This is a genomic window from Pseudomonas sp. TJI-51, from assembly GCF_000190455.2.
In the GTDB taxonomy this organism is placed as follows: domain Bacteria; phylum Pseudomonadota; class Gammaproteobacteria; order Pseudomonadales; family Pseudomonadaceae; genus Aquipseudomonas; species Aquipseudomonas juntendi.
Window position 1 is genome coordinate 26390 of the sequence record NZ_AEWE02000156.1, and the last position, 16698, is coordinate 43087.

General features: G+C 63.9%; 15 protein-coding genes. 7 read left to right on the forward strand and 8 right to left on the reverse strand.

The annotated features are described in order from the left end of the window. Positions 1 to 11: 11 nt before the first annotated feature. The gene (locus G1E_RS28515; protein ID WP_157050345.1) at positions 12 to 152 is read right to left on the reverse strand and encodes a hypothetical protein; all 141 of its coding nucleotides are present in this window, start codon (positions 150 to 152) and stop codon (positions 12 to 14) included. A 42-nt stretch (positions 153 to 194) separates the two neighbouring features. Between G1E_RS28515 and G1E_RS25515 the strand changes: the two genes are divergently transcribed. From G1E_RS25515 to G1E_RS25525, 3 genes are all read left to right on the forward strand, one after another. Beyond that, positions 195 to 1004, forward strand: a complete 810-nt coding sequence (locus G1E_RS25515; protein ID WP_009683440.1) for an inner membrane protein YpjD — start codon at positions 195 to 197, stop codon at positions 1002 to 1004. Positions 1005 to 1013: 9 nt separating this feature from the next. Further along, positions 1014 to 2219, forward strand: coding sequence for a transporter associated domain-containing protein (locus G1E_RS25520; protein ID WP_009683439.1), 1206 nt, complete (start codon positions 1014 to 1016; stop codon positions 2217 to 2219). A 273-nt stretch (positions 2220 to 2492) separates the two neighbouring features. Further along, positions 2493 to 3791 (forward strand): MFS transporter, encoded by a 1299-nt coding sequence (locus G1E_RS25525; RefSeq protein WP_029885505.1) that lies wholly within the window; start codon positions 2493 to 2495, stop codon positions 3789 to 3791. 57 nt (positions 3792 to 3848) lie between these two features. Here G1E_RS25525 and purT read toward each other — a convergent pair whose 3' ends face one another. The 5 genes from purT to G1E_RS25550 form a co-directional block, all read right to left on the reverse strand. Continuing rightward, complete coding sequence (gene purT / locus G1E_RS25530) at positions 3849 to 5030, reverse strand: formate-dependent phosphoribosylglycinamide formyltransferase (RefSeq protein WP_009683437.1); 1182 nt, start codon at positions 5028 to 5030, stop codon at positions 3849 to 3851. A 76-nt stretch (positions 5031 to 5106) separates the two neighbouring features. Next, on the reverse strand, positions 5107 to 5574 hold the full coding sequence (locus tag G1E_RS25535) for a VUT family protein (RefSeq protein WP_047150237.1): 468 nt from the start codon (positions 5572 to 5574) through the stop codon (positions 5107 to 5109). Positions 5575 to 5776: 202 nt separating this feature from the next. Further along, the gene (locus G1E_RS25540) at positions 5777 to 5971 is read right to left on the reverse strand and encodes a DUF1289 domain-containing protein (RefSeq protein WP_029885507.1); all 195 of its coding nucleotides are present in this window, start codon (positions 5969 to 5971) and stop codon (positions 5777 to 5779) included. Beyond that, on the reverse strand, positions 5964 to 6488 hold the full coding sequence (locus G1E_RS25545) for a gamma carbonic anhydrase family protein (RefSeq protein WP_009683434.1): 525 nt from the start codon (positions 6486 to 6488) through the stop codon (positions 5964 to 5966). Before G1E_RS25545 ends, G1E_RS25540 begins: the two co-directional genes overlap by 8 nt. Positions 6489 to 6532: 44 nt before the next feature. Further along, positions 6533 to 7132: a CoA pyrophosphatase gene (locus G1E_RS25550; RefSeq protein WP_009683433.1), complete on the reverse strand. Its 600-nt coding sequence runs from the start codon at positions 7130 to 7132 to the stop codon at positions 6533 to 6535. Between the two features lie 124 nt (positions 7133 to 7256). Between G1E_RS25550 and G1E_RS25555 the strand changes: the two genes are divergently transcribed. The 3 genes from G1E_RS25555 to G1E_RS25565 all read left to right on the forward strand — a co-directional run bounded on the left by G1E_RS25555 (position 7257) and on the right by G1E_RS25565 (position 10589). Next, complete coding sequence (locus G1E_RS25555) at positions 7257 to 7808, forward strand: NUDIX hydrolase (RefSeq protein ID WP_009683432.1); 552 nt, start codon at positions 7257 to 7259, stop codon at positions 7806 to 7808. 22 nt (positions 7809 to 7830) lie between these two features. After that, positions 7831 to 8385: a murein L,D-transpeptidase family protein gene (locus G1E_RS25560; protein ID WP_009683431.1), complete on the forward strand. Its 555-nt coding sequence runs from the start codon at positions 7831 to 7833 to the stop codon at positions 8383 to 8385. 143 nt (positions 8386 to 8528) lie between these two features. Then, complete coding sequence (locus tag G1E_RS25565; RefSeq protein ID WP_009683430.1) at positions 8529 to 10589, forward strand: PhoX family phosphatase; 2061 nt, start codon at positions 8529 to 8531, stop codon at positions 10587 to 10589. A gap of 119 nt (positions 10590 to 10708) precedes the next feature. Here the strand turns inward: G1E_RS25565 and G1E_RS25570 are convergent, their stop codons facing one another. Together G1E_RS25570 and purL are read right to left on the reverse strand one after the other, a co-directional pair. Further along, complete coding sequence (locus G1E_RS25570) at positions 10709 to 11020, reverse strand: NIF3 1 (protein ID WP_009683429.1); 312 nt, start codon at positions 11018 to 11020, stop codon at positions 10709 to 10711. 3 nt (positions 11021 to 11023) lie between these two features. Further along, positions 11024 to 14923, reverse strand: a complete 3900-nt coding sequence (gene purL / locus G1E_RS25575) for a phosphoribosylformylglycinamidine synthase (RefSeq protein ID WP_009683428.1) — start codon at positions 14921 to 14923, stop codon at positions 11024 to 11026. 289 nt (positions 14924 to 15212) lie between these two features. Here purL and mltF point away from each other — a divergent pair, with 289 nt between their 5' ends. Continuing rightward, on the forward strand, positions 15213 to 16670 hold the full coding sequence (mltF, locus tag G1E_RS25580) for a membrane-bound lytic murein transglycosylase MltF (RefSeq protein ID WP_047150238.1): 1458 nt from the start codon (positions 15213 to 15215) through the stop codon (positions 16668 to 16670). Positions 16671 to 16698: the final 28 nt, after the last annotated feature.

The window sequence follows — 16698 nt, forward strand, 5'->3', positions numbered from 1 at the left end:
CAAGCTACAAGCTACAAGCAAGAGCCGATGCGCGGGATGGCTGCTTTTTCTTGAAGCTTGCCGCTTGAAGCTTGAAGCTTGAAGCTTGAAGCTTGAAGCTTGCCGCTTAAAGCCCCCCGCTTCAGGCTTGCAGCTTCCAGCTTGCAGCTCACTATGCCAAACTCCGTCTCTTTAAGGCTCGCCAATCAGGACTTATGTTCTCCTCACCCAGCCTCATCCCCAACCTGATCGCCGCCGGCCTTTATATAGCAGCGGCCATCTACCAGGGCTCATACCTCGCTCAGGGCCGCAAGGCCGACAAGCGCCTGCTCGGCCTGCTCGGTGCCGTTGCGGTGCTGGCCCAGGCCGGCGCACTGTTCTTCCAGTTGATCACCCCACTGGGCCTGAGCCTGGACTTCTTCAGCGCAGCCAGCCTGATCGCCGTGGCAGTGATTGCCCTGACCCTGCTCGCCTGCCTGCGCATACCGGTGGAAAACCTGCTGGTGCTGCTGTTCCCGCTGGGCGCGGTAACGGCCTTGCTGGCGCAGTTCGCGCCACCCGGCACGGTGCCACTGATCGACGAGGAGCCGGGCATTCTTGCGCACATCCTGTTGTCGATCCTGGCCTATGGGCTGTTCACCATTGCCGTGTTCCAGTCGCTGCTGCTGCTGCTGCAGGACCGCCAGCTGAAGAACAAGCACCCGTCCGGGCTGATCCGCAACTTCCCGCCGCTGCAAACCATGGAAAGCCTGTTGTTCGGCTTCCTCTGGGCCGGCTGGTGCCTGCTGTCGCTGTCGCTGATCTCCGGCTGGCTGTTCCTCGAAAACCTGTTCGCCCAGCACCTGGTGCACAAAACCTTGCTGGCCTGCGTTGCCTGGGTCGTATTCAGCGTGCTGCTGTGGGGGCGAACCCGCCTGGGTTGGCGCGGCCACAAGGCCATTCGCTGGACGCTGGCCGGTTTCTGCCTGCTGATGCTGGCCTATTTCGGCAGCAAGCTGGTTCGCGAATTCATTCTGCATATCTGACGGCCACCCATGGACACCCTGCCGTACGCACCGCTACTGGTCACGCTGGCATTGGCGCTGCTCTGGGCAGCGCTGTTCACTGCTGTGGACGTTGCGCGCCTGCAACTGGCTGGCGCGCTACGCAGTGGCGATGATGGCCAGCCAGCGTTGCCCGCCCAGGCGCTGGTGCTGTGCGCCAGCCTCGGCAAACTGCTGGTCCTGGGCCTGGCGTGCCTGGTCGGGCAGCGCTACGACGGCGAACACGGCTTCTGGCTGGCCGGGCTGGCCGCTGCCGCGGCCTTGCTGGTGTTTGCCGAGTTCCTGCCGCGGCGCCTGGCGCGGCGCAACCCGCAAGCACTGGCCAGCCTGGGCGTAAGCCTGCTGAAAGCGCCGCTCACGCTGCTGCAGCCGTTCGCCTGCCTGCTCGACGGTTGCGCCAAACTGATCTTGCGCCCATTTCGCGCGCAACCAGCGGCAGTGCCCCTGCACCCGCAGGAAGATGACGACCCGGATGAAGACGAGCGCCACGAAGCGCCCCGCCACGGCCTGCTCGACGGCCTGCAGGCGCTGGACAAGGTCACCGTCAACGACATCCTGGTGCCGCGCAGCGAAGTGGACGGCATCAACCTCGACGAGCCGATCGAGCGCATCATCGAACAGCTGATTGTCAGCCGCCACACCCGCCTGCCGGTGTACCACAACGACATCAACCAGGTGGAGGCGATCCTCAACACCAAGCTGATCAGCCATTTGCTGCCCAAGGCCGAGTTGACCCTGGAGGCGCTGCACGGGGCCTGCTACGAGCCGTATTTCGTGCCCGAAAGCACACCGCTGCAAATGCAACTGCTGAACTTCCACAAACAGCAACGGCGCCTGGGTGTGGTGGTGGACGAGTATGGCGAAGTGCTGGGTATCGTCACCCTGGAAGACATTCTCGAAGAAATCGTCGGCGAGTTCGAAGACGAACAGAGCCTGGAAAACCCGCACGTGCATCCGCAGCCCGATGGCACATTCGTCATCGATGGCACTGCCTCGCTGCGTGAAATCAACCGCAGCCTGGGCTGGCACCTGCCCTGCGACGGTGGGCCGAAAACCCTGAACGGCCTGGTGACCGAAGCACTGGAAAGCATTCCAGAAAGTGCCGTTTGCCTGAAGATCGGCCGCTATCGCCTGGAGATCCTCGAAACCGAGGACAATTGTGCCAGCAAGGTACTGGTGTGGACCCTGGCGCGCTAGCTATACTCGCCCCACGCTTACCCAGCCCCGCCGCCACGCCTGCTACCCGCACCCGGCGTTTCACGGCCAGTCCGCCCCACTGACACGCCCCGCGGTCCTGCTTCCACACCCTGAACAGTGCCCGCCCCCGCCCCTATCCCCCTTGGGCTATCGTCAGTCGGGCGCACACAACAACAAAACGCTCCGGCGCCCGCGCCGCCGTGCCTGCCTTTGCAGCGCACCCGTCGTGGACCAAGCCCACGGAGCCGGACCAGACTGTTAGGGACCTACTTAATGACAAGCAGCACCTATGCCCAAGCCCCTGCGGCGCCGGTCAACTCGCCCGCGCGGGTAGCCACTGCCAGTTTCATTGGCACCGCCATCGAGTTCTACGACTTCTACGTTTACGCCACGGCTGCCGCTTTGGTCATCGGGCCGGTGTTTTTCCCCTCCGGCTCGGGCACCGCACAGATGCTGGCGGCCTTCCTGACCTTTGGCATTGCCTTTCTTGCCCGGCCGCTGGGCTCGGCACTGTTCGGCCATTTTGGCGACCGCATCGGCCGCAAATCGACCCTGGTCGCCTCGTTGCTGCTGATGGGTGTGTCCACCACGGCCATCGGCGTGCTGCCAGGCTATGACAGCATCGGTGTATGGGCACCGATCATCCTCTGCCTGCTGCGCTTTGGCCAAGGCCTGGGCTTGGGCGGCGAATGGGGCGGCGCGGCACTGCTGGCCACCGAAAACGCCCCGGAGGGCAAGCGCGCCTGGTTCGGCATGTTCCCGCAATTGGGGCCATCGATCGGCTTCCTGGCGGCCAACGGTCTGTTCCTGACCTTGGCCCTGACCCTGAGCGACGAGCAGTTCCGTGAGTGGGGCTGGCGTATCCCGTTCCTGCTCAGCGCCGCCCTGGTGCTGGTAGGCCTGTATGTGCGCCTGAAGCTGGAGGAAAGCCCCGTGTTCGCCAAGGCTGTTGCCCGCCATGAGCGTGTGAAAATGCCGGTGGTCGACCTGTTCGCCAGGCACTGGCGCCCTACCCTGCTGGGCGCTGCCGCCATGGTGGTGTGCTATGCGCTGTTCTATATCTCCACCGTGTTCTCGCTGAGCTACGGTGTGACCACGCTGGGGTACAGCCGGGAGACGTTCCTCGGCCTGCTGTGCTTTGCAGTGGTATTCATGGCGCTGGCGACGCCGCTGTCGGCCTGGCTCAGCGACCGCTACGGGCGCAAGCCGGTGCTGATCGTCGGCGGCCTGCTGGCGGTGGCGTCGGGCTTTACCATGGAGCCTTTGCTGACCTCGGGCTCTACCGCCGGCGTGGCACTGTTCCTGGCCATCGAGCTGTTCCTGATGGGGGTGACCTTTGCACCGATGGGGGCTTTGCTACCGGAGCTGTTCCCAACCCATGTGCGATACACCGGCGCTTCGGCGGCGTATAACCTGGGTGGGATTGTCGGCGCCTCGGCGGCCCCGTTCTTCGCCCAGAAGCTGGTGAGCATGGGCGGTTTGAGCTGGGTGGGGGGCTATGTGTCGGCAGCCGCAGTGATCAGCTTGATCGCTGTGCTGTGCCTGAAAGAGACCCGCAATACACAGCTGTGAGTCTCAAGCTGCAAGCTACAAGAGATGCGCATTCTCTTGCAGCTTGCAGCCTCCAGCTTAGAACTCGACCTTGACCGCCTGCGAAGCGCGGGTCGCCTTGGCCCGCGCCGCTTCAACCGACTCGTCGCGCGCCAGGCACACACCCATGCGGCGGGTACCGTTGATTTCCGGCTTGCCGAACAGGCGGATGGCAGTATCCGGCTCGCTCAAGGCTGCACCCAGGTTGGCGAAGCTGGTCTGCTGCGACTGCCCCTGCGGCAAGATCACCGCCGAGGCCGAAGGGCCGAACTGGCGCACCACCGGGATCGGCAGCCCGAGAATGGCGCGGGCGTGCAGGGCGAACTGCGACAGGTCCTGGGAAATCAGGGTCACAAGGCCGGTGTCATGCGGGCGCGGCGAGACTTCGCTGAACCACACCTGGTCGCCTTTCACGAACAGTTCCACGCCAAACAGGCCCCGGCCACCCAGCGCATCGGTGACCGCCTTGGCCACACGTTGCGACTCGGCCAGCGCTTTCTCGCTCATGGCCTGGGGCTGCCAGGACTCCTGGTAGTCGCCCTTCTCCTGGCGATGGCCGACCGGTTCGAGGAAGGTGGTGCCACCCACATGACGCACGGTCAGCAGGGTGATTTCGTAGTCGAAGTCGATGAAGCCCTCGACGATCACCCGGCCCTTGCCGGCGCGGCCGCCTTCCTGGGCATAGTCCCAGGCCTTCTGCAGGTCGGCGTCGCTGCGCAGCAGGCTCTGGCCCTTGCCCGACGAGCTCATGACCGGCTTGACCACGCATGGGTAGCCTACATCGGCCACGCCCTTGGCGAAGTCTTCGTAGGTGTCGGCGAAATGGTACGGCGAAGTGGGCAGCTCCAGCTCTTCGGCGGCCAGGCGGCGGATACCTTCGCGGTTCATGGTCAGCTGGGTCGCGCGGGCGGTGGGCACCACGTTGAAGCCTTCGTTTTCCAGCTCGACCAGGGTGGCGGTGGCGATGGCTTCGATTTCCGGAACGATGTAGTGCGGCTTCTCGGCCTCGATCACGGCACGCAAGGCCACGCCATCGAGCATGTTGACCACGTGGCTGCGGTGCGCAACCTGCATGGCCGGGGCATTGGCATAGCGGTCGACGGCGATCACTTCGACGCCCAGGCGCTGCAGCTCGATCACCACTTCCTTGCCCAGCTCGCCACAGCCGCACAGCAATACACGGGTCGCAGTAGGCGACAAGGGGGTTCCGATACGGGTCATTTCAGGTCCTCGAAGGCATCCGGGGCCGCACCCGGCTTGGCGCGACCCGCTGAAAAAGGACCGCTATTCTACACCATCAGCTGGCCGCAGCAGCCCGCCGGGCGCGAAATGCCATGGCCAGCCACACCGCGGTGACACCGGTGAACTTGGAGGCCATGGCCGTGCCGACCACCGCCGGGGCCAAGGCACCGATCATGCCGAAGAAGATGAAGGTGTCCACCGGAATGCTCAACGCCGAACTCAACCACAGGCGGTCACGCAGCGGCCGCCGGGTGACGCTGAACACCAGCCAGTCGATCAGTTCGGAAATGAAGAACGCGGTGGCGCTGGCCAGGGCGATGGCCGGCTCCGAGGTCACATACGACAGCACCAGCGCCACCAGCATGGCGACCAGGGCGCCGTGGCCGAAGCGGGTTTGCACCATGTCGCGCAGGATGAACACCAGGCCGCCCCAGGCAGACCAGATGACGTCCAGGTGCGGGGCACTGGAAAAGGCGTAGTTGATCAGCACTACGCTGCTGATATAGGCAAGCAGATAGAACATGGCGGGTAATCTGTGGGCAAGCGGTACAGATTACCGTCGAGCCGTTCGCGGGTAAACCCGCTCCTAAAGATGATCCGTAACCCTCCAGGCTCATGCTGTACCTGTAGGAGCGGGCGTGCCCGCGAACACCGGCGGAGCCGGTGCCATGTACCGCGGTGGCGGTTTCGCGGGCATGCCCGCTCCCACAGGGCTCTGCATCAGACTAGAGGACGAGGCCAGCCTCTACTGCCCGTTCATGGCAACGCTTGAGCACCGCGCGGCGCTCGTCATTGTCCATCCGCCCCCAGCGGCCGATCTCGGCCACGCTGCGCTGGCAGCCGGTGCAGATGTCCTGCTCGTCCAGCGCACAGATGCTCACGCAGGGCGAAGCCACCGGCCGTTCCACAACATTACTCATCGTCAATTACCAACTCCCGCGCATAACGCCGGGCATTGTGCACGTAATGGGCGGCGCTGGCTTCCAGCAGGCGCTTCTGCTGCTCGGTCAGCTCGCGCACCACCTTGCCCGGCGACCCCATCACCAGCGAACCGTCAGGAATTTCCTTGCCTTCGGGAATCAGCGCGTTGGCGCCGATGATGCAATGCTTGCCAATACGCACGCCATTGAGGATCACCGCATTGATGCCCACCAGGCTGTAGTCACCGACCGTGCAGCCATGCAGCATGGCATTGTGACCGACGGTCACGCCCTTGCCCAAGGTCAGCGGCGACCCCATGTCGGTGTGCATCACCGTGCCGTCCTGCACGTTGCTGTCTTCGCCGATGTCGATCAGCTCGTTGTCGCCGCGCAGCACTGCGCCAAACCACACACTGGCATTGGCTTGCAGGCGCACGTTGCCGATCAGCGTGGCGTTAGGCGCTGCCCAACTGGTGGGGTGGCTCTCGACCCGCAGGTCGCCCAGGCGGTACTTCATGCTTGCTCCTCAGGCTGGAACGCAGACGACGGGGTTGGCCCCGCTCAGTTTTCGATGTACCGCTCAGGGGGCTGATGCAAGCTGATGCCGGCATCGAACAGCAGGTTGACCAGTTCGACGATCATGATCGCCGACAAGCCCCATATCTTGTATTCGCCATAGCGATAACTGGGTACATACCAGCTGCGGCCCTGGTAATCGATACGGTGGGTATGGTCACGCGGGTCCTGGCGGAAAAACTCCAGCGGCACGGTGAATACTGCCGCGATCTCGGCGTCGTTGGCGCGGTATTCGACGAAGTCGGGGATAACGCCGACAAACGGTGTCACTTTCAGGCCATGCAGTGAAATCAGCGGGCTGAGCGGGCCGACCACCTCCACCAGACCCGGCGGCAAGCCAATTTCTTCTTCGGCTTCGCGCAGCGCGGTGAACACCAGGTCCGGGTCTTCCGGGTCGCGGCGGCCTCCGGGAAAAGCCACTTCACCGCCATGGGTGGACAGCCCCTGGGCGCGCAGGGTCAAGACCAGTTCGGGCGCTTCGCTACGGGTAATGGGCAAAAGAACCGCCGCTTCGGGGAACCGCCGGTCGGTTTCCAGTGACGCGGGTTGGTGGTTGCTCATTCGGCGAAGTAGCTCGTCCAGCATTGCGCACGCTCGTATCCAAGGCCTGCCTTGCATGATGCACCAAAGCCGCGTGGCACCCAAGCCCCCGCGCTTGCGGCGCGCCTGCGGCCGCGCCAAGATAGCCCGGAACATAAAGGATAGTGCCATGAACTACTGCAGCGCGTGCGGCCACCCGGTCACCCTGCGGATCCCCGAAGGCGACAGCCGCCTGCGGTATGTCTGCGAGGCTTGCCAGACCATCCACTACCAGAACCCCAACGTCGTCGCCGGCGTGCTGCCCACCTGGGGCAGCCAGGTGCTGCTGTGCCGCCGCGCCATCGAGCCGCGCCGCGGTTTCTGGACCCTGCCCGCCGGTTTCATGGAGAACGGCGAAACCCTCGACCAGGCCGCCCGTCGCGAAACGGTGGAGGAAGCCTGCGCCCGGGTCGGCTCAACCAGCCTGTACCAGCTGTTCGACCTGCCGCACATCAACCAGGTGCATGTGTTCTTCCGCGCCGAACTGGCAGACCTGGATTTCGCTGTGGGCGTCGAGAGCCTGGAGGTGCGGCTGTTCGAGGAACACGAGATTCCCTGGGGTGAGCTGGCTTTCCGCACAGTCACGCGCACACTAGAATGCTACTATCGCGACCGCATCGGGGCGCACTACCCCATAGGCCATGAATACCTGCCGCCGATGCTCGTTTCACCCAATACCTAGACGCCTTCAGGGATACCGTTACATGCGCTGGTTGCTTGCCATTTTCTGCCTTTGCGTTACCTCGGTGTCCCAGGCGGCATTTACCGAGACCATCATTCGCAAGCCTGTGCAGGCCGCGCCATCCCCGTCGCCCTCGCAGCAGGCGATGCAACCGCTGATCGATAAGGTGCTGGTGATCAAGTCCGAGCGGCGCCTGCAATTGATCAGCCGTGGCGAGCCGCTGAAGACCTACCGCATTTCCCTGGGCAAGCAGCCCAAGGGCGCCAAGCAGCGCGAGGGCGACAAGAAGACCCCAGAGGGCCTGTACTGGCTGGACTGGCGCAAGCAGAGCGATCGCTTCAACCTGGCCATGCACATCAATTACCCGAACAGCAACGATGCCGCCCGCGCTACCCGTGAAGGGGTGAGTGCCGGCAGCATGATCATGATCCACGGCACACCGATCAACGATGAATACCCGGAATGGTATTTCCACACCCTGGACTGGACCGATGGCTGCATTGCCATGCGTAACCGTGACATGCAGGAGGTGTGGAACCTGGTACGCGATGGGACGTTGATCGAAATCCGGCCCTGAGCCCTACCAGCGCAGCCACGCAGGCCAGGCAATGCCGGGAGCCGGTTGCTTTAAAAGCTCGTTAACATTTCTGCCAACGAATCATCATATTTGCGCCTTATAGTCGCGGTTTGTTTCAACCCAGCGAGTACAAGGACACTCTGATGAGTCGAGATACCGGCGACAATCTGGACCGGAACCACAGCGGCAACCTGCCGATGGCCTCTGTCATGGACGTCTACCTCAGCCGCCGCAGTGTGATGCGCGGCAGCCTGGGCGCAGCCATCGCCATGATCGCCGGTACAGGCCTGGCAGGCTGCTTCGACAGCGGCGGCTCCGCCAACGATGATCCGCTCACCCAGCCGCCCGTTACCGAGCCGGAAAAGCCGAAAATGGCGCTGGGCTTCCAGTCCATCCCCGGATCGCGCACCGACGCCTGCGCAGTCGCCGCCGGCTACAGCGCCTACGTGCTCGCCCCATGGGGTACGCCGCTGAACAGCAACGCCAAGCCGTGGCGAGCCGATGGCAGCAATACCTCGACCGATCAAGCCAACGCCATGGGCATGCACCATGACGGCATGCATTTCTTCCCCATCAACGGCAGCTCGGAAGACGGCCTGCTGGCGATCAACTTCGAGTACATCGACACTGCCGCCCTGCACCCGGCCGGCCCAACGACCGATATCAATGGCAAACGCCCGGCCGAAGAAGTGCGCAAGGAAATCAACGCCCACGGCGCTGGCGTGGTGCGCTTGCAGAAAACCGATGGCCGCTGGCAGGTGGTCGACAACGACCCGCTCAACCGCCGCTTCACCACCGCATCGCGCATGGCCATCAGCGGCCCGCTGCGTGGCACCGAACACGTCAAGACCAAGTACTCCCCCGCCGGCACCCACTGCCGAGGCACCAACAACAACTGCGGCAACGGCTATACGCCTTGGGGCACCTACCTCACCTGTGAAGAAAACTGGCCAGGCATTTTCGTCAACAAGGGCACCCGCCCTGAAGACCAGCAGCGCATTGGCGTGGGCACTTCCAGCGGCCAGTTCAAATGGGAAAGTGCAGCCGGCGACGCCGGCGAGGAAGCCGACGAGTTCGCCCGTTTCGACGTGACCGCCAAGGGCGCCAGCGCCACCGACGACTACCGCAACGAAGCCAGCACCTACGGCTACATCGTCGAGATCGACCCTTACGACAGCAGCACCCTCGCCACCAAACGTACCGCACTGGGCCGCTTCCGCCACGAAGGCTGCGCCCCGGGCCTGCCGGTGCCGGGCAAGCCACTGGTGTGGTACATGGGTGACGACTCCAACAACGAATACGTGTACAAGTGGGTGTCCAGCGCCGTGTGGGATGCCGCCGATGCCAACCCGGCCGACCGACTGGCCACTGGTGCCAAGTACCTGGACCAAGGCAAGCTGTACGTCGCCCGCTTCAATGCCGACGGCACTGGCGTCTGGCTGCTGCTGGACGTGACTACCCCCACCACTGGCGGGGGCACCTTGGGCGCGCTGTACGGTGACCTGCCGGGCATCCTGCTCAACACCCGGGGTGCCGGCGATGCCGTGGGCGCAACGCCAATGGACCGCCCGGAGTGGACCACGGTCAACCCGCTGAACGGCGACGTGTACCTGACCCTGACCAACAACAGTGCGCGCACCCCGGAGAAAGCCGATGCCGCCAACCCGCGCGGGCCGAACCGCCATGGCCATATCATCCGCTGGCACGACAGCGACGACCAGTTGAGCTTCGCCTGGGACATCTTCGTGTTTGGCGCCAACGCGGCCGGCACCGCCGACATCAACCGCTCCGGCCTCACCGAACTGAACCAGTTCGCCAGCCCGGATGGCATGAGCTTCGATAGCCGTGGCGTGCTGTGGTTCGAGACCGACAACGGCGAAAGCACTGTCACCGACTACACCAACGACCAGCTACTGGCGGTGATCCCCACCAACCTGGTGGACGCCAGCGGCAAACAGGTGCCGGTGAACGCGCAGAACCAGGTGGACCTGCGGCGCTTCTTCGTTGGCCCGAATGGTTGCGAAGTGACCGGGATTACCTTTACCCCGGACAACAAGACGCTGTTCGTCAACATTCAGCACCCAGGGAACTGGCCATGCACCGACAACGCTACGGATGTGACGCCAGCGGGTACCAAGGTACGGCCGCGGGCTGCGACGGTGGTGATTCAGCGGGTTGATGGCGGGGAGATCGGCACCGTCTGACCGGTGTGGTACAGCCAGCCTTGCGCTGGCTTTACTGGCCTGTTCGCGGGCACGCCCGCTCCCACAAGTTGTGTAACCCCTGTGGGAGCGGGCGTGCCCGCGAATAGCCCTGATGCGGTCTAGAACTCGGCGAGCCGCCACACCTCATAGGCTGGCGCCTCGTACGGGTGGCTTTGCTTGAGCGCAGCGACGACCTGGGCTACCAGCTCGTCTGCCACCACCAGCTCCACCTTCCACTCTTCCACCACCTCGACCCGGCCAGTTTGCCCGAGAAACGGCTGGCTGCCGTCCAGCGGGCGAAACTGGCCCTGGCCCAGGGTTTGCCAAGCGCAGTGGTCATAGTCGCCGATGCGCCCGCCACCAGCGGCGAACACAGCGGCCTTGACCACGTCGACATGGCTGGCGGGGACGAAGAAGGCGAGCTTGTACACGCCTTAGTTCACCCACACCCGCGCATTGCGGAACATGCGCATCAGCGCGGCATCTTCGTGCCACTCGTCAGGGCGCCAGGAGTTCTGCACCGCGCGGAACACACGCTCCGGGTGCGGCATCATGATGGTCACGCGACCGTCGCGGCTGGTGAGGCCGGTGATACCGCGCGGTGAGCCGTTCGGGTTGGCCGGGTAGGCTTCGGTGACCTTGCCGTGGTTATCGACATAGCGCAGGGCCACGCAACCGGACATGTCGGCGGCCAGCAGCGCTTCTTCGCTGGCGAACTCGGCATGGCCTTCACCGTGGGCGATGGCGATCGGCATGCGCGAACCGGCCATGCCTTGCAGGAAGATCGAGTTGGACTTCTGCACTTCGACCATGGCCACACGTGCCTCGAACTGCTCCGAGCGGTTGCGCACGAAGTGCGGCCAGTGCTCGGTGCCCGGGATCAGCTCGTGCAGGTTGGACATCATCTGGCAACCGTTGCACACGCCCAAGGCGAAGCTGTCGGTACGCTCGAAGAAGGCCTGGAAGGCATCACGGGCGCGGCTGTTGAACAGCGCCGACTTGGCCCAGCCCTCACCGGCGCCCAGCACGTCACCGTAGGAGAAACCACCGCAGGCCACCAGGCCCTTGAAGGCCTCGAAGTCGACGCGGCCGGCAAGGATATCGCTCATGTGCACGTCGATGGCGGCGAAGCCGGCGCGGTCGAAGGCTGCAGCCATTTCAACCTGGCCGTTGACGCCCTGCTCACGCAGGATGGCCACTTGCGGGCGCACGCCTTTCTTGATGTACGGTGCGGCGATGTCGTCGTTGACGTCGAAGCCCAGCTTGACCGACAGGCCCGGGTTGTCTTCCTCCAGCAGCAGGTCGAATTCCTGGTCGGCGCAGTCGGCGTTGTCGCGCAGGCGCTGGATCTGGTAGCTGGTCTCGGCCCACTGGCGCTGCAGCATGCGGCGGTCGTCGTCGAACAGCACTTCGCCATTGAGGCTGATGGACACTTCGGCGTTGTTGACCGGCTTGCCGATCACCGCCACGCAACCTTCGCCCAGGCCAGCGGCGCTGAACTGTGCCAGTACGTCGGGGGTGGCGTCCTGGCGAACCTGAATGACCGCCCCCAGCTCTTCGTTGAACAGAATGGCCGCCACATCGGCCTTGCTGTCGGTCAGCGGGTCGAGGTGCAGGTCCAGGCCGCAGTGGCCGGCAAAGGCCATTTCCAGCACGGTGGCGGCCAGGCCGCCGTCGGAACGGTCGTGGTAGGCCAGCAGGTGACCATCTTCGTTCAGGCCCTGGATCACGGCGAAGAAGGCCTTGAGGTCTTCGGCGTCGTCGACATCCGGTGCCTGGGCCGCGATCTTGCCGTAGGTCTGGGCCAGGATCGAGGCGCCCATGCGGTTCTTGCCGCGGCCGAGGTCGACCAGGATCAGGTCGGTTTCACCCTTGTCCATGCGCAGTTGCGGGGTCAAGGTCTTGCGAATATCGGTGACCGGGGCGAAGCCGGTGATGATCAGCGACATCGGCGAGGTCACGCTCTTCTCGACGCCCTCGTCGCTCCACTTGGTTTTCATCGACATGGAGTCTTTGCCGACCGGAATGGTAATGCCCAGCTCCGGGCACAGCTCCATGCCGACCGCCTTGACGGTGTCGTACAAGCGCGCGTCCTCACCTGGGTGGCCGGCAGCGGACATCCAGTTGGCCGATAGCTTGACGTCGGACAGTTTCTCGATGCGCGATGCCGCCAGGTTGGTCAGCGTTTCGCCAATGGCCATGCGGCCGGATGCCGGGGCGTCCAGCAAGGCCAGCGGGGTTCGCTCGCCCATGGCCATGGCTTCACCGGTGTACACATCGAAGCTGGTGGCCGTGACGGCGCAGTCGGCAACCGGAACCTGCCACGGGCCGACCATCTGGTCGCGGGCAACCAGGCCGGTGATGGTGCGGTCGCCGATGGTGATCAGGAAGCTCTTGCTGGCCACTGCCGGGTGGTTCAGCACGCGCTGCACGGCGCTGTCCAGGTCCAGCTCGCTTGGGTCGAAATCATCGCCCAGCTCGGCTTCACGGGTGACCGAACGGTGCATGCGCGGCGGCTTGCCCAGCAGCACGTCGAGGGGCATGTCCACCGGGGTGTTGCCGAAGTGGCTGTCGCTGACGGTCAGGTGCTTTTCTTCGGTGGCTTCACCGACCACGGCAAACGGGCAACGCTCGCGCTCGCAAATGGCCTTGAAGCGCTCGAAGTCGACGGCGCTGACGGCCAACACGTAACGCTCCTGCGACTCGTTGCTCCAGATTTCGTGCGGGGCCATGCCCGGCTCGTCGTTGGGCACGTTGCGCAGCTCGAAGCGGCCACCACGGCCACCGTCGTTGACCAGCTCCGGGAAGGCGTTGGAGATGCCGCCGGCGCCCACGTCGTGAATGAAGGCGATAGGGTTGGCATCGCCCAGTTGCCAGCAACGGTCGATGACCTCCTGGCAACGGCGCTCCATTTCCGGGTTTTCACGCTGCACCGAAGCGAAGTCCAGGTCAGCCGAGCTGGCGCCGGTAGCCACCGACGAAGCAGCGCCGCCGCCCAGGCCGATCAGCATGGCCGGGCCGCCGAGCACGATGAGCTTGGCGCCGACCGTGATCTCGCCCTTCTGCACGTGGTCTTCACGGATGTTGCCCATGCCGCCTGCGAGCATGATCGGCTTGTGGTAACCGCGTACTTCTTCACCGTGCGGGGTGTTGATGGCCTGCTCGAAGGTACGGAAGTAGCCGGTCAGCGCTGGGCGACCGAATTCGTTGTTGAAAGCAGCACCGCCCAATGGGCCTTCGATCATGATGTCGAGGGCGTCGACGATGCGCTCTGGCTTGCCGTAGGCCTGCTCCCAGGGCTGCTCGAAGCCCGGAATGCGTAGGTTGGACACGGTGAAACCGGTCAGGCCCGCCTTGGGCTTGGCGCCTCGGCCAGTAGCACCTTCGTCACGGATTTCGCCACCCGAGCCGGTGGACGCACCGGAGAACGGGGCGATGGCGGTCGGGTGGTTGTGGGTTTCCACCTTCATGAGGATGTGCACCGGCTCCTGCACCGCGCCGTACTGGCGGGTTTCAGGGTTCGGGAAGAAGCGGCCGGCAACGTTGCCGACGATCACCGAGGCGTTGTCCTTGTACGCAGACAGCACACCTTCGTTGTGCATCTGGTAGGTGTTCTTGATCATGCCGAACAGGCTTTTTTCCTGCGCCTGGCCGTCGATGTCCCAACTGGCGTTGAAGATCTTGTGGCGGCAGTGCTCGGAGTTGGCCTGGGCGAACATCATCAGTTCGATGTCGTTCGGGTTGCGCTTGAGGCCCTGGAACGCATTGACCAGGTAGTCGATTTCGTCTTCGGCCAGGGCCAGGCCGAGGTCGATGTTGGCCTTGGCCAGCGCGTCGCGGCCACCGCCGAGGATATCGACAGAGGTCATCGGCTTGGGCTGGGCGTGGCTGAACATGTCAGCGGCCTGCTCCAACTGGCCGAGCACGCGCTGGGTCATGCGGTCGTGCAGTTCGGCGGCGATCAGGGCGGCGTCAGCGTCGCTCAGGTTGCCGGCAACGTAGTAGGCGATACCACGCTCCAGGCGCTGGATTGCCTGCAGGCCGCAGTTGTGAGCGATGTCGCTGGCCTTGCTGGCCCATGGCGAGATGGTGCCCAGGCGCGGTACGACCAGGAACAGGCGGCCGCTCGGCTCCTGTACCGGCACGCTCGGGCCGTACTTGAGCAGACGGCCCAGCACCTGCTGCTGGTCGGCGGTCAGTTCGCCTTCAACATCGGCGAAGTGGGCAAATTCGGCATACAAACCAGTAACAGCGGGGACTTTCTGGCTCAGTTGCTCGAGTAATTTACCGTGGCGAAAGGCAGAAAGGGCAGGAGCGCCGCGCAGGATCAACATCGTCGGGACAGCCTCAGGAAGGGGTGTGCTTAGAGGCCGTGCATTCTAGCCTAAATCGTTGGCTTTCGGCACCCGCTCTAAGCCATGGCTGCCGGGCGGCGGAACCGGACTTTGGGGTCAAAAAAAAGCGACAAGCCGTAAGCTGCAAGCCACAAGAAAAAAACATGCCCTGCCCGGCTGCTATTTCTTGTGGCTTGCAGCTTGAAGCTTGCAGCACATAATCCGCTACCAGACAACCTAACAGTTGTCGAGATATGGTTGCGCCGGTCCTTTGCGTATACTGCAAGCTATGTTCGCCCACACTGCTTTGCGCCAGCGTTGCGCCAAATGGCTCCTCGCAACCGGACTCTTTCTGCTGCTCGGTGCCTGCGTTGAAAAACCCAGCACCCTCGAGCGCGTGAAGGAGGACGGCGTGCTGCGCGTGATCACCCGCAACAGCCCGGCCACCTACTTCCAGGACCGCAACGGCGAAACCGGTTTCGAGTACGAACTTGTCCAGCATTTCGCAGATGATCTCGGCGTGAAACTGCAGATCGAAACCGCCGACAACCTCGACGAACTGTATGATTCGCTCGGCAAACCCGCCGGCCCGGTGCTGGCCGCGGCCGGCCTGGTCAGCAGTGAACGGCGCAAGGCGCAGGTGAAATACTCGCACCCCTACCTGGAAGTCACCCCGCAGGTGGTCTATCGCAACGGCCGCCCACGCCCGACCGACGCCAAGGGCCTGGTCGGCAAGAAAATCATGGTGCTCAAGGGCAGCAGCCATGCCGACCTTCTGGCCGAGCTGAAAAAGCAGAACCCAGGCCTGGAGTATGAAGAGTCCGATGCGGTCGAGGTGGTCGACCTGCTGCGCATGGTCGACGAAGGCCAGATCGACCTGACCCTGGTCGACTCCAACGAACTGGCGATGAACCAGGTGTACTTCCCCAACGTGCGGGTTGCCTTCGACGTGGGCGACACCCGTGATCAACGCTGGGCAGTCGCGGCCGGTGAAGACAACAGCCTGCTCAACGAAATCAATGAATTCCTCGACAAGGCGCAGAAAAACGGCACCCTGCAGCGCTTGAAGGACCGCTACTACGGCCATGTCGATGTTCTGGGCTACGTGGGCGCCTACACCTTCGCCCAGCATCTGCAGCAGCGCCTGCCCAAGTACGAGAAGCACTTCAAGAGCTACGCCAAGGTCGAGCAGGTGGACTGGCGCCTGCTGGCCGCCATTGGTTACCAGGAATCGATGTGGCAACCGGAGGTAACCTCCAAGACCGGCGTACGCGGCCTGATGATGCTGACCCAGCGCACCGCCCAGGCGATGGGCGTATCCAACCGCCTGGACCCGCGGCAGAGCATCCAGGGGGGCGCCAAGTACTTCATGAAAATCAAGGAAGAGCTCGACGACAGCATCAAGGAGCCCGACCGCACCTGGTTCGCCCTGGCTGCCTACAACGTCGGCAGCGGCCACCTGGAAGATGCCCGTACCCTGGCCAAGCGCGAAAAGCTCAACCCGAACAAGTGGCTGGACGTGAAGAAGATGCTGCCGCGCCTGTCGCAGAAACAGTGGTACCGGCAGACCAAGTACGGCTATGCCCGCGGTGGCGAGCCTGTGCATTTCGTGGCCAACACCCGCCGCTACTACGACATCCTCACCTGGGTCACCCAACCGCAGCTCGAAGGCCAGGTCGCCGAAGGCAACCTGCATGTGCCTGGTGTGAACAAGGACAAGCCTGCGGACCAGTCCCCGCCGATGTGAGCCTGTAGCGGCCTGTTCGCGGGCACGC

Bases quoted from the DNA above. Each gene is read 5' to 3' on its own strand.
- purL (WP_009683428.1), bottom strand. From the start codon at position 14,923: ATGTTGATCCTGCGCGGCGCTCCTGCCCTTTCTGCCTTTCGCCACGGT.
- G1E_RS25545 (WP_009683434.1), bottom strand. From the start codon at position 6,488: ATGAAGTACCGCCTGGGCGACCTGCGGGTCGAGAGCCACCCCACCAGT.
- G1E_RS25550 (WP_009683433.1), bottom strand. From the start codon at position 7,132: ATGCTGGACGAGCTACTTCGCCGAATGAGCAACCACCAACCCGCGTCA.
- G1E_RS25520 (WP_009683439.1), top strand. From the start codon at position 1,014: ATGGACACCCTGCCGTACGCACCGCTACTGGTCACGCTGGCATTGGCG.
- mltF (WP_047150238.1), top strand. From the start codon at position 15,213: ATGTTCGCCCACACTGCTTTGCGCCAGCGTTGCGCCAAATGGCTCCTC.
- G1E_RS25565 (WP_009683430.1), top strand. From the start codon at position 8,529: ATGAGTCGAGATACCGGCGACAATCTGGACCGGAACCACAGCGGCAAC.
- G1E_RS25515 (WP_009683440.1), top strand. From the start codon at position 195: ATGTTCTCCTCACCCAGCCTCATCCCCAACCTGATCGCCGCCGGCCTT.
- G1E_RS25540 (WP_029885507.1), bottom strand. From the start codon at position 5,971: ATGAGTAATGTTGTGGAACGGCCGGTGGCTTCGCCCTGCGTGAGCATC.
- purT (WP_009683437.1), bottom strand. From the start codon at position 5,030: ATGACCCGTATCGGAACCCCCTTGTCGCCTACTGCGACCCGTGTATTG.
- G1E_RS25535 (WP_047150237.1), bottom strand. From the start codon at position 5,574: ATGTTCTATCTGCTTGCCTATATCAGCAGCGTAGTGCTGATCAACTAC.
- G1E_RS25525 (WP_029885505.1), top strand. From the start codon at position 2,493: ATGACAAGCAGCACCTATGCCCAAGCCCCTGCGGCGCCGGTCAACTCG.
- G1E_RS25555 (WP_009683432.1), top strand. From the start codon at position 7,257: ATGAACTACTGCAGCGCGTGCGGCCACCCGGTCACCCTGCGGATCCCC.
- G1E_RS25560 (WP_009683431.1), top strand. From the start codon at position 7,831: ATGCGCTGGTTGCTTGCCATTTTCTGCCTTTGCGTTACCTCGGTGTCC.